The following is a 13922-nucleotide window of genomic DNA, read 5'->3' on the forward strand; positions in this document are numbered from 1 at the left end:
CGTCGACGCTTTCTGACGTCCACCTTCGTCAGTCAGAAAGCAGGAGAACCGATGAGACGGATCCGTATGGCGCTGGTCACGGCGGTCGCCCTCGCGGCGTCGACCCTCAGCGTGGCCAGCCCCGCGTACGCCGCGGGCGACACCCAGCTCGGCATCGACGTCGGCAACATCGCGTGGGAGCAGTACACGTCCACCAACGCCGACGTCCAGGCACGGCTGTCCGAGACATCGACCGAGGACTGCAACTTCTACACCGGCTTCTGGGCCGACCCGGCCAACGACCGCTATGACGGCACCGCCTCCACCTACGGCAAGTGCGGCAAGACCACCAACGGCTACATGTACCGCGACGGCACCAAGGCCTGGGGACCGGTGGCGTGGCGCAAGCGGCAATGGTGCGCGGACTTCGCGAAGTTCGCGTTCTACTGGGGCGGCGCGAAGTACAGCGGTCTCACCGCGGCGGCCGGTAGCTTCCGGACGTACGGCATCAACAACGGCACCTGGCACGGGCGCGGCAGCGGCTACGTCCCGCGCAAGGGTGACGCGGCGGTCTACGACTGGGACGGCAACGGCACCTACGATCACGTCGCCATCGTCACGTCGTACTACGACACCAGCACGGACGGCAACCACTACGTGGTCGGCGGCAACCAGTCGGACGGCGTGACCCACCCGCAGTACAGCAACTGGGCCTCGTCCATCGTCGGGTACGCCTCACCGGCCGCGAGGTAGACCGGGCAACGACACCGGCTCCGGGCCTGCGGGTCCGGAGCCGGTGTCGAACGCCGACCAGCGCTCGACCGGGGGCAGCCGTGCAGCGCCCGGCGGCGGCCGATGCGTCTTCCTAGTGGGAAGCACTGACGGGAGCGGGCGTGTCGTTCGAGGATTTCGTGGCGGGGTACGGCCGGTCGCTGGTGCGCCTGGCGTTCGTCCTGAGCGGCGACCGGCAGGTGGCGGAGGATCTCGCGCAGACCGTGCTGGCCGACGTGTACCGGCACTGGAAGCGGGTGCGCGCGGCGACGGACCCGGAGGCCTACGTACGCCGCATGCTGGTGAACGCGCATCTGAGTTGGCGTCGCCGGCGCTGGACGACGGAGCGGCCCACCGACCTGCGCCAGGAGACCGGTGCCACGGTGGCCGACCCGGCCGACGCGGTCGCCGCCCGGGACCAGATGCGGGTGCTGTTGAGCCGGCTCGCCCCGCGCGCCCGCACCGTGCTTGTCCTGCGCTACTACGCCGACCTGGACGACGCGGCGGTCGCCGCGGCCATGGGGGTCAGCGAGAGCTCCGTGCGCGCCACCGCCTCACGTGCCCTGGCGAGCCTGCGCGGGTCAGCGGCCATCGACGCACAGAGGGAGACCCGATGAACCAGTCGACCGAGCGGGAGTTGCGCGACCTCTTCGCCGCCGACGCCGCCGACGCCCCCGACGAACTGGCCGTGGTCGCCGGGGCGGTGCGCAGGGTCCACCGCAGGCGCCGGACCCTGACGGTGGCGGCGGCCACGACCACGGTGATCATCGCGGCGGCTGTGTACGGCGTCCACCGGCCGACCGCGACGCCGCAGGCACAGCCGCCGGTCACTCCCTCGTCCGTACCGGTCACTCCGACGCCTGCGGCCGACCTGCCGGCCGGGGTCAAGCCCGGCGATCCGCTCGCCTTCGGCGCGGCGCAGTGCGTCAAGGCGTACGCACCGCAGACGCTCGCCGAGCAGGCCTTCGCCTTCGACGGCACCGTGACGGGCATCGGGCCGGCCCGAACCGAACGCGACGCGCATCCTCCCCTGGACCTGCGATCGGTGACGTTCCAGGTGCACACCTGGTTCAGGGGCGGATCCGCGGGCACCGCCGTGGTGGACATGTCGCCGCCCGCCGCCGCGACCGGGACGGGCGACGCCACGTCCGAGGGTGGCCCTGCCTATCGGGTCGGCACCCGGTTGCTCGTGTCCGGCATGCCCCGCTGGGGCGGCGCGGCGCTCGCCGACCCGATCGCGTGGGGCTGTGGCTTCACCCGGTACTACAGCCCTTCGACGGCGGCCGAGTGGGCCACCGCGACGAAGTGAACGGCCCTTCGTCCACGCCGACCTTGAACTGCGTACGCCGCTCGAAGGCTCAGCCCGACGCGATTTGGGGCCGGGGCCGCCCTCAAGAATCGGTATTCTCGGGAGTCGTGGACGAGTCCAGGAAGTGCGGGCGGTGCGGACAACCTCGGCCGCCGGAGTCCTTCCTCAGTGCAACCGGTCGTCCCTTGCTCTCCTGCCAGCCATGCCGCGAATACACCCGCCGCATCAATCAGGCCAGTAGAGACGCCCGCCCAGGCTCCAACCGCGCGATGAATCTCTGGAGCAAGTACCGGATCACCGAGGCTTACTACGACGACCTCAGGTCACGGCAAGGGTACCGCTGCGCCATCTGCGGAGTGCATGAGGATGAGATTCCAGCCACTCCGGTGGGTCGGCCCCGCAAGGACGGCATGCCTTCGGCGCAGGCCTTCCGCTTAGTGGTAGATCACTGTCACAGCACCAACGCCATTCGTGGCCTTCTGTGCAACGGGTGCAACTCGGCGCTTGGGCACTTCCGGGACAACGTGGAGGCGTTGCGCCGCGCTATGGACTATCTGCGGTCCGAGCCGCTAACCGTGCCGCCTCGAACTGTCTGCTGAGCCCCACCTACGTTCGGGCTGGCGATGATCCGCACCGCCAACGAAACCCCTCAGTGCTGCGGAATAGGCGCAGTACAACAGTCTAAAACCTTACGCACAGGAACTGTCATTATGGTGCGCGCGCGTTATGTCCCGTTTGTGGGCATGGATTAAAGGATTGTTATTACCGGTAATCCGTTAATTGGTGCGACCCGGTCCCCCGAGGGTTGCGAACGGTTGCGGGCGTGTCGGCGCGGTCAGATGCTGCCCCTGTGGCGCACGACTGGGCCCGGCTCAACCCACTGGTCAAGGCGTTCATCAAGCTGTCGAACATCAAGGCAGGCTTCGAGGACCACACCGGCGTCGACCAGGTCATCCGTGCCTCGTCCGGCATCGACTGGACCCTGGTCCGCGCCGTGACCCTGACCGACGAGCCCACCGGTGGCACCGTGCGGGCGGCCGAGGCCGGCACCGAAAAGCCCGGCGCACGGATCAACCGCGCCGACCTCGCCCGGTTCCTCGTCCAGACGATCGAGGGCGACGCGTGGACCCGCAAAGCGCCCCTGGTCTGGAGCACCCCCGACTGACCCGTCCCGACCAACCTCTCGATCCCTGGTCGCGCGTCCGCCAGCACACGCCCTAGGCTCAGGAGCCGGTATCGGGACAGCTCGGAGGCGTCATGGCGTTGCGGTTCGAGCATCGTCCGACCGACGCGGACGCGGACATCGTCGACCGCGTGTGGCGCACCACCAGCGACGCCGAGGAGACGATGACGTCCGTGGCGCGTACGTGCTGCCACCTGATCGTCACGCGTTCGGCCGGGCGGCTCCTGGTCTCGCTACGCGGGCCGGAGACCAGGGCGACCACGGCACCGGTCCCGCCGGACGCCGAGTTCCTCGGGATCCGGTTGACGCTCGGCGCTCTCTTCCGGCCGCATCCCGCGACCTCGATCGTCGACAGCCACGTGTCCTTCCCGGTGACACGCTCGGGCCGGGTGGTCATCGGCGGCGAGGACTGGGAGACGCCGACGTACGAGAACGTCGAACAGTTCGTACGACGACTGCGCGACGCGGGGCTGCTGGTGCCCTCACGCCTGACGGGCACCGAGGCCGACCGTCACGGGTCCACGCGAACCCACCAGCGGCACCACCGTGCCGTCACCGGTCTGTCGCCGACCGCCGTGACGCAGATCGACCGCGCGAACGCCGCGGCCACCATGCTGCGCGACGGCCTCGACTGGCGCACCGTCGTCGGCGCGCTCGGCTACTTCGACCAGGCCCACCTGGCACACGCGCTGCGGCGCTTCGTCGGACACACCGCGCGAGGGCTGGGCGCCGGTGACGACCCGACGATGTCGTTCCTGTACAAGACCGATCCGCGACCCGGCAGCTAACCTCCGTCGGCCGGCCGCCGGAGGGCGGCGGCCCGACCCACCCAACGGAGGATAACCGTGCTGCTCAGCGTCAACGTCTTCGTGAGCCTCGACGGCGTCATGCAGGGACCGGGCGCCCCGGACGAGGACCGCTCGGACGGCTTCGACCGGGGCGGCTGGCTCGTCCCGCACATGTCCGCGCACACCAATGAGGTCGTCGAGGGCTGGTTCCGGGCGGCCGACGCGTTCCTGTTCGGCCGCACGAGCTACGGCCTGCTCGGCGGCTACTGGCCGAAGGTCACCGCACCCGACGACCTGATCGCCGCCAAGCTCAACACCCTGCCCAAGTACGTCGTCAGCGAGACCCTGACCGACGAGGAGGCCGACTGGAGCCCGACGACGGTGCTGCGCACCGACGTCGTCGACGCGGTCCGCCGGCTCAAGGAACGACCGGGCGGGGAACTCCAGGTGCACGGCAGTTGGCGGCTCGTGCAGACGCTGCACGAGGCCGGACTCGTCGACCTCTACCGGCTGCTGCAGTACCCGGTCGTCGTCGGCGGCGGGAAGCGCCTGTTCCCGGACGGGTCGACGCCCGCGACGTTCGCGGCGTCCGAGGACGGCATCCGCGTGTTGCCCGGCGGCGTCGTGTCGCTGACCCTGACGCCGGCGACCCTCGGCGTCCTCTCGACGGGCGCCTACACGGTTGACGAGGGGCGCTCGGTGCCGGTGCTCGGCTGACGCCGACGAGTGGCGCAGGTCGTGGGGCCCTGACCGTCCCGGAAGGCGAACAGGGGTGCTCAATCCGTGGTTCTGATCGAAATCCTGTCGAGCTGCTGCCGAAGACCGTTCGCTTCGTCCCTGCGGCCGACTCCTTCCAGCACATCGGCCAGAGTCCGGTACGCGGAGAGTGCTTGGCCTGCGAACTTCTGCGGCATACGTTTGGCCAACGATCCGTAGAGCTGAGTCGCCTCGGTGATCGCCTTCAAGGCTTCGGGCAGGTTCTGCTTCGCGTCTGCGCACACCGTGGCGTATGTCCACAACGACATGGCGAGGTCGGGTAGGTGGGCGTCCCGGTTCGTCTCGGCCAGTTGCCGCCGGACGGCCACGATTTCCTCGGCCGGGGCGATGGCCCGTTCGCGGCGGCCCAGCGCGAACAGGATGCTGCCGACGCTGGTCAACGAGGTGGCGAGGTCGGGTAGATAGGCGTCCGGATTTACCTCGGCCAGCCGCCGGTGAATGACGGCGGCGGCCTCAGCAGCAGCCAGCGCCTGCTCATGGCGGCCCACTCGGGACAGGCAGGTGCCGAGGTTGGTCAACGACGCCGCGAGGCGGGGTCGGTAGGCGTCCGGGTTCGTCTCGGCCAGCCGCCGTCCGATGGCCACGGCTTCCTCGGCCGGGGCCAGGGCCGGCTCAGGGCGGCCCAGCGCGGACAGGTAGGCCGCGACGTTGGTCAACGAGTCGGCGAGGTGGGGAAGGTGGACGTCCGGGTTCGTACCGGCCAGCCGCCGCCGGATGGCCACGGCTTCCTCGGCCGGGGCCAGGGCCTGGCCAGGGCGGCCCAGCTCGAACAGGTAGGCGCCGAGGTTGTTCAACGAGTCAGCGAGGTGAGGAAGGTGGACGTCCGGGTTCGTCTCGGCCAGCCGCCGCCGGATGGCCACGGCTTCCTCGGCCGGGGCCAGGGCCGGCTCAGGGCGGCCCAGCGCGGACAGGCGGAGGCCGAGGTTGTTCAGCGACAGGGCGAGGTCGGGTAGGTAGGAGTCCGGATTCGCCTCGGCCAGTACCCGGTACGTGCCGGCAGCCGACTGAGTCGCCTCCAGCGCCTGCTCACGGCGGCCCAGCGCGGACAGGCAGGCGCCGAGGTTGTTCAACGACAGGGCGAAGTCGGACACGTAGAAGCCGAGTTTCGCCTCGGCCAGCCGCCCCAGGATGGCCACGGCTTCCTTGGCTGGGGTCAGGGCCTGCCCGGGGCGACCCAGCTCGGACAGGCAGGCGCCGAGGTTGTTCAACGAGTTGGCGAGGTCGGATAGGTAGGCGTCCGGGTTCGCCTCGGCCAGCCGCCGCCAGGTGGCCACGGCCTCCTCGGCCACGGCCAGAGCCTCCGCCAGGCGGCCCAGCCGGGCTAGGACGGCAGCGACAGTGTTCAGCGACGTGGCAAGAAAGGGTAGGTAGTCGCCCGGGTCTGCCGCGGCCAGCCGACGGAATACGGCGGCAGCCTCCTGGACCGGAGCCACGGCCTGCTCGCCGCGACCCAGCTCGGACAGACGGAGGCCGAAGTCGCTCAACGAGGTGGCGAGGTTTTCTTGGTAGGCGTCCGGGTCTGCCTCGGTCAGCCGCCGCCAGGTGGCCACGGCCTCCTCGGCCACGGCCAGAGCCTCCTCCTGGCGGCCGACACGGGCAAGGCGGAAGACCTGTTTGGACTGCAGAACAGCTTGTTCGGCGGGATCGGTGGTGTGGGCGAGGCGGTGTGCGGTCAGCACGCTCGTGACGGCGGCCGCGGCGATGTCATAGTTTATGTGCCTGTCGATCGGTAGCAGAGGTTCGATGCTCTCCAGCACCTCGATGCTCACGGATCGGCTGGTAGCGAGAGCGGTCAACGCGGTGCCGCCCGCTCTGATCGCGAGATCGGGATAGGTGCGTAATAGCGGGTAGAGGAGAGTGCTGCCCACGTGGGGCCAGCGGTCAGCGGCCGCGGCGAGGAATGTGACCGATCGGGAGAGCACCGAGCTTGTCGAGTCGTCCTGGGAGCGGGCGGTCAGGAGAGCGGTTGCGGTGCGGGGTGCCCAGTTCTGCGCGGGGTAGTCGGTGTCGTGTCCCGGCAGGGTGAGTGCGAGGAAGTCCTCGGTGAGCCGGTCCGGGTAGAGGGGTTCCAGGACGGTTGGCTGGTTGGGTTCGGCAGGTGGATAGCAGACCGTGTGGTCGCGGAGGATCTGTTCGACATCTGGCCCGACACCGAGGTGTTCGAGAAGCTCGGCGCCGGCGGTGCGGTCGAGTGCGCCGGTGAGGGCAGCGGTGAAAACGGCGTGGTTCATCACGTCGCCGGGGGTCCGATAGCCGCTTCCGGTTCCCGTGACGCCGTCGTGGTAGAGCCGTCGCCAGTGCAGTTGTTCCCGATTGAGGAGGTACCGGGTCAGGGCGTCCATGCCTTCGGGAGGCCGCTCGCCGCTGACAGCGGCGTCGACGGCGACCAGGGCGGCCATGTGTACGGCGAGGGTGAGCCCGAACTCGGGACTGTCGAGCTGGACCGAGGGCAGGATCGTGGTAGGGCGGCGATACTGGTAGATGGCGGCGAACCGATCGCGGGCCGCGGTGAACATGGTGGGTCGGGCGTGATCGGTGGGCAGGTCGGGGAGCCGCTGGGCGCTCGTGTGGCCCCGATAGTTGTCGAGGATGGCGCTGATCGCCGGCCACGTGTCCAGGCTGCGGCCGATCATGAGAACTCGGGTGGGGACGCCGTCCTGGTGAAGGAGGGCGTTCTTGAGCAGCCAGGTGAGGTTGCTCAACAGCCACCGGTCGGCGTAGTCAACCACGAGAAGCAACCCGGCGGTCCCGGTCAGGGCGAGGTCGTGGCTGCCGGGCTCGGGCCGGTCGGCGTCGGGGCCGTGGAACGCGGCAACCACTTTCCAGCCGGCGGTGAGCGACTCGGCCGCGAGTTGGGCGGCGAGACGGGTCTTGCCCTGCCCGCCGGGCCCGTGCAGCCAGCGCACGCTCATCCGCGGCGGCCCGCTGTCGCGCCACTGCCGCAGGTCGGCGAGTTCTTGATCGCGGCCGGTGAACGGCACCACGGCGCGTCGGGCGTTGAGCATGCGGCTGGGCATCTGCCGCAGCCAGTCCACGTCGGCGTCCGGTTCGGGTTGCCAGTTGGCCAGCAGGTAGAGCGGTTCGCCGTTGGCGAAGACATGGATGTCGGCGTTGATCACGCCGTAGGCGAACCCGGCGACTGAGGTGACCTGCTGGAAAAGGGGGTGTGGTTCCTCCGCCGTGACCATGCGATCCATCGACTCCCGCTCACGCTTCCGTCGACGGTGACGCCTCGTGGTAGATGATGTTGCCGTTCTGGACGCCGAACGCGACGCCGTGGTCACGGGCCACGATGTTCTGGATCTGCACCTTCTGCTCAGCGGGTAACCGGACGGTGAGCTCGGCGACAAGCGCCCGCAGGTCGTCGATGACGGTCGGGTCGTCTTCGACGAGATCCTGCAACCGGGTCAGCCATTGCGGCTGCTGCTGGGCCCGGACCTCGACCTGCTTGTCCGCCGGTGCCTGCTCCACGGTGGCCGCCAGCGCGTCGAGCCGACGCGCGGCCTTCGCCTCCTGGTCGGCGCGACCGCGTCCGAACAGCCGGATGAACCCCGGGCGAGCCAACCCGTTCCACACGTCCGTAGCGGCGGCGGTCACCAGCGTCGTGGCGCCGATGGCCAGCACCGCCTGAATATCCGGGGTCACGTCGCTCCTCGCCGGTGGTAGGCGCACTCTCGTTCTCTGGCGACCGGGTCGGCGTCACCGTCTCGAATCTGAGAACCGAAGCCGATCGACGCACCGAACGTCCAGATCGACATCCTGGCACCATCATGGAGCGCCGTCGCCACCTGCGTAATTACCCGGACACGACACACAACTTCGCGGTCGGTCATGGTTCGATATCGCGGCGTCAGCCGCGGGGTAGGCTCCGGCCGTCGGGCAGCGTTCGACCGCTCAGCAGCGCCACCAGAGAACCGCTGTCACCACGGACGACCTCACCGCTCCCCCAGCGCCGGTCCGTGTCGGTCGCTTCGAGTCGGACACCGGCCAGGTCGATTCCGAAGATGGTGCCGCTCGCGTTGGTGAGAGTGTCCAGGACGGCGCTGACCGCGCCTGCCGGTGCGACTGCGGGCCGGTCGAGAGCGATCGTCACGTCCAGGGAGTGGATGACGGCGTGACTCACCGCGCCCGCGGCACCGCCGCCCGGCGGCTGCCAGGCGTGCAGTGTCGGCGATCGGAGTTGATCGAGGAGTTCGGTGCGGGGCAGCGCGGCGTCGCGCGCGGCCACGGTGTCGGAGAGCACCGTGAAGTCACCGCCGGCCGCGGCCAGGTCGGCCGCGAACTGTGCGGGGGTCAGCCGCACCGGCATCGTGACGTGCGCGACGACGTGCCGCACCAGCCAGTTCTCGCACAACGTGGGCGCGTCCCAGATGTCGATGGCCGAGGTGGCGAGAAGGTCGGCGAGTCCTCGGTAGGTCGATGCGACCCACGGCTGCGGGTCAGTCATGGTTGATCCTTCCGGGTGAGGTGGGCGAGGCGCTCCGCGAGCTTGTCGAGCGAGGTGGCGAAACCAGCGCGGGCATCGGGCGTACGCATCGCCTCGGGCACGTGCCGCTGGTGGATGACGACCGCGGTTCCGCCGTCGCCGAGATCGTGAAACGTGCTGGTCGTGTGCATCCCGGTCGCCGGCTCGACCCAGGCGAGCAGCTCGGGCGCAACGATCTCGGTGAACGTGGCGACCATCCGGTAGCTGCCCTGGTCTCCGATCATCAGGGTCTCGAACCGACCCCCGGGCCGGAGATCGACGACGATGCCCTCGACCGGTGTCACCGTGCCGTGCGGTCCCCAGAACTGCGCGAGTTCGTCGGGCTCGGTGAGGCACCGCCACACAAGTTCGCGCGGCGCGCGCAAGACCCGCCGGTAGACGAGTTCGTCCTCACCCACGGATTTCAGCCTTCCTGCAGGTGGGCGAGGTGCGTCTCCAGGCGGTCCAGGCGATCCGCCCAGGCCTGGCGGCTGTGCTCGATCCAGGACAGCGCGGCGTCCAACGCCGCGGGTTCGAGGCGACACGGCCGGCTCTGCCGGTGCCGCCCCTGACTGATCAGGCCGGCCCGCTCGAGCACCCGGATGTGCTGCGACACGGCCTGCATGCTCATGGCGTACGGCTCGGCCAACTCCTTGACAGTCGCCTGTCCGGTGGTCAGCCGAGCCACGATGTCCCGCCTGGTGCGGTCGCTGAGTGCGGTGAACAGGGCATCCAGCTGCTGGTCGTCGACGGTCGCGCTCATGACCTTATTCAAGCAGTTGCTTTATCAAGCGTCAACTTGAACAGCGGGCGTACTCAGGGGGTGGGTGCGCCGAACCACCGGGCGAGATGGTCGTCGAGGTTCCGCTGGTCGTCGCCGATCCAGGCGACGTGGCCGTCGGGACGCAGCAGGAGGCACGGGACGTCCACCGCCGCTCCGGCGTCCGCGAGATGATCGACCCGGTCCTCCCAGCCCTCGACGGTCAGTCGCTCGGTGCGGTCCACCAGCAGGCCACGGCCGCGATGCAGCAGCCCGTAGAGGTTGCCCTGTCGCACGTCGACGTCGGGCAGCCGGCGACCGAGCAGGTCCGGGCCCTCGCCCAGGTCGTAGCGGAGGCCGGTTCCGGTGATCTTCTCCAGCAGATGGCGGTTCACCTCGTCGAAGTCCATCAGCTCACTGAGCAGACGGCGTACGGCCCGGGCGCCCGGTTCGTCGGACAGCAGTTGCGTCTGGGCGCGGGTGTTGTCCAGCACGTCGGCGGCGACCGGACGACGTTCGGCCTGGTAGGTGTCCAACAGGGTGTCCGGGGCCGAGCCCCGAACCTGCGCGGCCAGTTTCCAGCCGAGGTTGACCGCGTCCTGCACGCCCAGGTTGAGGCCCTGACCGCCGATGGGCGGATGAATGTGGGCGGCGTCGCCGGCCAGCAGGACCCGACCGACCCGGTACCGCTCGGCGAGCCGGGTGGCGTCGCCGAAGCGGGACATCCAGCGCGGCGAGTGCACGCCGAAGTCGGTTCCGGCGACGGCCCGCAGTTGCTGAGCGAAATCCTCGATGGTGGGCCGCTGGGCGCGATCGCTGACTCCGGCCGCCGGGACGACGACACTGTAGACCCCGACGCCCGCGGGTCGGACCCAGAATCGGTGCCGGGCTCCGCCGATCGCGGCGACGGTGGCGGCGATCTCCTCCGGCGGGACACCCGCTTCCATCTCGCCCATCAGCGTTTCGTTCCGCGTGGGCTCGCCGGGGAAGCCGACGCCGAGGAGCTTGCGCACCGTGCTGCGGCCGCCGTCGCAGCCGACGAGGTAGCGGGTGCGCAGTTGTTCCCCGTCGGACAGCTCGACGGTCACCCCCTCGTCGTCCTGTGCGAGACCGGTGACCGCCCGCCCACGCCGGACCTGCGCCCCCAGGCCGGTCGCGTGTTCCGCGAGCAGACGTTCGATGACCGGCTGTGGGATGCCCAGCAGGTAGGCGTACGGGGAGTCCAGCCCGGTGGGCGCGGGTTTGTCGATGGCGGCGAAGTAGGCACCGGCCGGACGTCGCCGTCCGTGCGCGAGCATGCGGTCCAGGAGTCCGCGCATCGCCAGCACCTCGAGGCTGCGGATGTGCAGACCGACGATGCGGACGGCCGACGGAGGCTGGGTCTCCTTCTCCAGCACGAGGACCCGCACGTCGTGCAGGCGTAGTTCGGCGGCGAGCATGGCGCCGGTCGGCCCGCAGCCGACGATGATCACGTCGAACAGGTGCGGCGGGTGAGCCGCGTCGGGGCTCGGCGAGGAGGAGGGATCAAGGTGAACAGACGACACGGGAGTGCCTTTCGGGAGCGCCTTGGTAGAAGGGCGCTCCCGGCGACACCTACGTCAGTCGCCGAACCTTGACGGCGAGGGGAGCACCCACATCGAACCAGCGTTCATGGGTCTCACCTCCTCGGGCCGGGTCGCGGTCGACTGCACCGTACAAGTCCAAGCAGCGGCTCGTCCACCCCATTGCGTCGCCGGTTGACCCTCGACCTCCTTGAGGCCTGACGATCGGCCACATGAACGACCAGATGGCCCCCGACCCGACCATGACCCGCGTCATCGAGGCGGTGCGGCTCGGCCAGACCGGCGACACCGCCGAGGCCCGCGAACTGCTCACCGCGCTGTGGGACGACCTCGGCCCTACCGGCGACGCGCTGCACCGCTGCACCGTGGCCCACCATCTCGCCGACCTTCAGGACACCCTCGACGCGGAGCTGAGCTGGGACGAACACGCCCTGGTGGCGGTGTCCGAGCTGACCGACGAACGCGTCCGGCGGCAGGTGCCCTCGCTCGAGGTCCGGGCGCTCCTGCCGTCGCTGCACCTCAACCTCGCCGACTGTCACCGGCGACTGGGCAACGCCGGCCCGGCCCGGGAGCACCTCGCCCGGGCCCGGGAACACCTGGATCAGCTACCGGACGACCCGTACGGCGAGATGATCCGCACCGCCGTACGCGACTTCGACGCGGACGACCCGACCGACCGCCGCGGGCGGTAACGGCTGCCGGCTCAGCGGCCCGGTGGCGTGTGGGCGGCCCGGTACGCCTGCGGTGAACGTCCGTAGCGGGCGCGGAAGAGGCGGCTGAAGTGGGCCTTGTCCGGGAAACCCCACCGGGCGGCGATGAGGTGCACCGGCTGTCGCACGTGCAAAGGGTTGCCCAGGTCCCGCCGGCACCGCTCCAGACGCTTGGCCCGGATCAGCTCGGCAGGTGTCGTCGCCTCGCCGTCGAACAGGCGGTGCAGGGAGCGCAGGGAGATGTGGTGGGCGGCGGCGACGCTACGGGGGTTGAGTTCGGCGCTGTCGAGGTGGCGGTCGATGAAGGCGACGACGCGGGCGCGTAACGCGGCGTGCCGTGTCTCCGGCGACAGAACGCCCTCGATGTCGAGGCGCTGGGCGAGCGTGGCGGCGAGCAGGTCCAACGCCATGCCGCCCAGCATCTCGGCCTGGTTCGGCTCGTACTGCTCCGGGTGCGCCGCGATGCTGCGCAGATGGTGGGCCAGGAGCCCGGCGACGCCGGAACCCGACGACATCGGCGTGGCCAGCAGGCGACGCACGCGATCCGGCGGCAACGGCAGCGCCGCGTAGGGGATCTGCACGGTGATCGTCGTGGCGAGACCGGGCTTGTCCGCCCGGTGCCGGGCGATGTGCGGACGGGCCGTGTCCAGCAGGGTGAAGTGGCTGGCGGCGACGAGCGCGGTCTCGGTGCGACCCTGGACCAGGGTGCTACGACCCGTCAGTGGCAGCGTGAGCTGGTAGATGTCCGCCTGGGCTCGGCGGACCAGCCCGGCGGGCCGGGTGGCGAGCAGCGACGGGTACCGCAGCGAGGCCAATCGGATCCGGCCGAGGTCGATGGCCTGGGCGTACGCGACGAAGTCGTCCAGCCGTGCGCTGGTGATGTGCACGGGTCCCGTCTCCTGGGCGATCAGGGCGTACCAGAACTCGAACCGGTCCGCCGGCGGCAGTACCGTCGTGTCCACCACCAGGTTGGGCAACATGGTGTCCGCCTCCCCCCGAGCACGAGGATGGATTCTTGCACGCATCGACCTACGGACGTCCGCGATGACCGGCGCCGACGTACGGGCGGCGGCCGACGAGATGACCCGGGTGCTGCACACGCACCTCGACCGCGACTGGTCGGTGCCCGCCGGCACGTTGAGCTGGAGCTGTTGGACGACCGCCGCGCACGTCGCGCACGACCTGCTCGCGTACGCCGGCCAGGTCACCGGCTTGGCGCAGGACAGCTACCTGCCGTACGACCTGCGGGTCTCCCCCACGGCGAGCCCGGCCCGGGTGCTCGACGTGGTACGGGCCTGTGCCCGGCTGCTCGCGGTCGCCGTCGAGGCCGCCGAACCGACCGAGCGGGCCTGGCACTGGGGGCCCTGCGACCCGGCCGGGTTCGCCGCGATGGGGGTGGCCGAGACGATGCTGCACACCCACGACATCGCCCTCGGCCTCGGCGTGCCGTGGCAGCCGCCGCACGGCCTGAGCGCGCTGGTGCTGCGGCGACTCTTCCCGGACGCCCCGGCCGGCGACGCGCCCGACGTGCTGCTGTGGATGACCGGCCGTGGTGAGCTGCCGGGTCGGGCACGGCGTACCTCCTGGACGTGGCGGGCCGCGGTGGAGTGACCCCGGC

General features: G+C 70.3%; 16 protein-coding genes. 9 read left to right on the forward strand and 7 right to left on the reverse strand.

From position 1 onward, the window contains the following. The first annotated feature begins 51 nt into the window (after nucleotides 1-51). The 7 genes from ACQP0N_RS16885 to ACQP0N_RS16915 all read left to right on the forward strand — a co-directional run bounded on the left by ACQP0N_RS16885 (nucleotide 52) and on the right by ACQP0N_RS16915 (nucleotide 4747). Nucleotides 52-732 (forward strand): hypothetical protein, encoded by a 681-nt coding sequence (locus ACQP0N_RS16885; RefSeq protein WP_433111319.1) that lies wholly within the window; start codon nucleotides 52-54, stop codon nucleotides 730-732. A gap of 140 nt (nucleotides 733-872) precedes the next feature. Then, on the forward strand, nucleotides 873-1367 hold the full coding sequence (locus ACQP0N_RS16890) for a sigma-70 family RNA polymerase sigma factor (RefSeq protein WP_433111322.1): 495 nt from the start codon (nucleotides 873-875) through the stop codon (nucleotides 1365-1367). Next, nucleotides 1364-2059, forward strand: a complete 696-nt coding sequence (locus tag ACQP0N_RS16895) for a hypothetical protein (RefSeq protein ID WP_433111325.1) — start codon at nucleotides 1364-1366, stop codon at nucleotides 2057-2059. The genes ACQP0N_RS16890 and ACQP0N_RS16895 overlap by 4 nt, the downstream gene beginning before the upstream one ends. A gap of 269 nt (nucleotides 2060-2328) precedes the next feature. Next, nucleotides 2329-2658 (forward strand): endonuclease VII domain-containing protein, encoded by a 330-nt coding sequence (locus tag ACQP0N_RS16900; RefSeq protein ID WP_433111328.1) that lies wholly within the window; start codon nucleotides 2329-2331, stop codon nucleotides 2656-2658. A 251-nt stretch (nucleotides 2659-2909) separates the two neighbouring features. Continuing rightward, a complete protein-coding gene (locus ACQP0N_RS16905) occupies nucleotides 2910-3224 on the forward strand; it encodes an NAD(P)H-binding protein (RefSeq protein ID WP_433111331.1) in 315 nt (104 codons plus the stop codon). 92 nt (nucleotides 3225-3316) lie between these two features. Beyond that, a complete protein-coding gene (locus ACQP0N_RS16910; RefSeq protein ID WP_433111334.1) occupies nucleotides 3317-4030 on the forward strand; it encodes a helix-turn-helix domain-containing protein in 714 nt (237 codons plus the stop codon). Between the two features lie 57 nt (nucleotides 4031-4087). Further along, on the forward strand, nucleotides 4088-4747 hold the full coding sequence (locus ACQP0N_RS16915) for a dihydrofolate reductase family protein (protein WP_433111337.1): 660 nt from the start codon (nucleotides 4088-4090) through the stop codon (nucleotides 4745-4747). Between the two features lie 59 nt (nucleotides 4748-4806). Here the strand turns inward: ACQP0N_RS16915 and ACQP0N_RS16920 are convergent, their stop codons facing one another. The 6 genes from ACQP0N_RS16920 to ACQP0N_RS16945 all read right to left on the reverse strand — a co-directional run bounded on the left by ACQP0N_RS16920 (nucleotide 4807) and on the right by ACQP0N_RS16945 (nucleotide 11513). Further along, nucleotides 4807-8004 (reverse strand): tetratricopeptide repeat protein, encoded by a 3198-nt coding sequence (locus tag ACQP0N_RS16920; RefSeq protein ID WP_433111340.1) that lies wholly within the window; start codon nucleotides 8002-8004, stop codon nucleotides 4807-4809. Nucleotides 8005-8014: 10 nt separating this feature from the next. Continuing rightward, nucleotides 8015-8452 (reverse strand): hypothetical protein, encoded by a 438-nt coding sequence (locus tag ACQP0N_RS16925; RefSeq protein ID WP_433111343.1) that lies wholly within the window; start codon nucleotides 8450-8452, stop codon nucleotides 8015-8017. A gap of 205 nt (nucleotides 8453-8657) precedes the next feature. Continuing rightward, a complete protein-coding gene (locus ACQP0N_RS16930) occupies nucleotides 8658-9254 on the reverse strand; it encodes a maleylpyruvate isomerase family mycothiol-dependent enzyme (RefSeq protein WP_433111346.1) in 597 nt (198 codons plus the stop codon). After that, nucleotides 9251-9691: an SRPBCC family protein gene (locus ACQP0N_RS16935; protein WP_433111349.1), complete on the reverse strand. Its 441-nt coding sequence runs from the start codon at nucleotides 9689-9691 to the stop codon at nucleotides 9251-9253. Before ACQP0N_RS16935 ends, ACQP0N_RS16930 begins: the two co-directional genes overlap by 4 nt. Before the next feature lie 5 nt (nucleotides 9692-9696). Further along, nucleotides 9697-10035, reverse strand: coding sequence for an ArsR/SmtB family transcription factor (locus ACQP0N_RS16940; RefSeq protein ID WP_433111352.1), 339 nt, complete (start codon nucleotides 10033-10035; stop codon nucleotides 9697-9699). 53 nt (nucleotides 10036-10088) lie between these two features. Continuing rightward, entirely contained in the window at nucleotides 10089-11513 is a 1425-nt protein-coding gene (locus ACQP0N_RS16945) for an FAD-dependent monooxygenase (RefSeq protein ID WP_433121667.1), read from the reverse strand. Between the two features lie 293 nt (nucleotides 11514-11806). Here ACQP0N_RS16945 and ACQP0N_RS16950 point away from each other — a divergent pair, with 293 nt between their 5' ends. Beyond that, nucleotides 11807-12286, forward strand: coding sequence for a hypothetical protein (locus tag ACQP0N_RS16950; protein WP_433111355.1), 480 nt, complete (start codon nucleotides 11807-11809; stop codon nucleotides 12284-12286). An 11-nt stretch (nucleotides 12287-12297) separates the two neighbouring features. On the opposite strand, the gene ACQP0N_RS16955 is transcribed toward ACQP0N_RS16950, so the two are convergent. Further along, nucleotides 12298-13284 carry a helix-turn-helix domain-containing protein gene (locus ACQP0N_RS16955; protein WP_433111358.1) on the reverse strand — a complete coding sequence of 329 codons (987 nt, stop codon included), beginning with the start codon at nucleotides 13282-13284 and terminating at the stop codon, nucleotides 12298-12300. 64 nt (nucleotides 13285-13348) lie between these two features. On the opposite strand from ACQP0N_RS16955, the gene ACQP0N_RS16960 reads away from it, so the two are divergent. Further along, nucleotides 13349-13915: a maleylpyruvate isomerase N-terminal domain-containing protein gene (locus ACQP0N_RS16960; RefSeq protein ID WP_433111361.1), complete on the forward strand. Its 567-nt coding sequence runs from the start codon at nucleotides 13349-13351 to the stop codon at nucleotides 13913-13915. Nucleotides 13916-13922: the final 7 nt, after the last annotated feature.

The sequence above is a fragment of the Micromonospora sp. CA-246542 genome (assembly GCF_050942905.1).
GTDB lineage: Bacteria > Actinomycetota > Actinomycetes > Mycobacteriales > Micromonosporaceae > Micromonospora.